This window comes from Vibrio sp. HI00D65 (assembly GCF_001635455.1).
In the GTDB taxonomy this organism is placed as follows: domain Bacteria; phylum Pseudomonadota; class Gammaproteobacteria; order Enterobacterales; family Vibrionaceae; genus Vibrio.
This window is the reverse complement of the sequence record NZ_LWEH01000201.1, coordinates 1-384: the sequence shown is the minus strand read 5'-3', so window position 1 is coordinate 384 and position 384 is coordinate 1. Positions and strand designations below refer to the sequence as shown.

Below are 384 nucleotides of genomic sequence, written 5' to 3'. Positions count from 1 at the left end.
GGCAGATGCAGCTTGTGTTTGGCTGTCATTAAAATAGCGCTCTTCAGTGTTTTCTGATTCTTTAAATTTACTCAGCTCTACACAGCCAGCTTCAGTGCAGCGAGCGTGGTAATGCGAAGAGTCGAGAACCATGTCTTCAAAGTTCGACTCCTTACCCGCTTGTTTGGCTCCTAAGTATAACAGTGCGCGCTGGCTGAGCAGTAATTCGCAGGTGATTTTAGGGCAGATGGAATCTAAGTAGGGTGAGTAATCTTTGACTTTAATACCGATCCAAGGAAGAGGTTGATGCCAGCCATCTTGTTCATAAGTACACAAGCCGATTTTTTGTATATTACTCCATTTTAAAACCCATCCGCCTTTAAAAAAGTGCTGCTGAAAATGTGT

At 43.2% G+C, this 384-nt stretch carries 1 protein-coding gene; it reads right to left on the bottom strand.

Annotated elements, in window-relative coordinates; genetic code table 11:
- Window positions 1–384, bottom strand: a 384-nt coding sequence (locus A3712_RS15210) for a DUF2982 domain-containing protein (RefSeq protein WP_157618772.1), incomplete at both ends; no start/stop codon positions are given.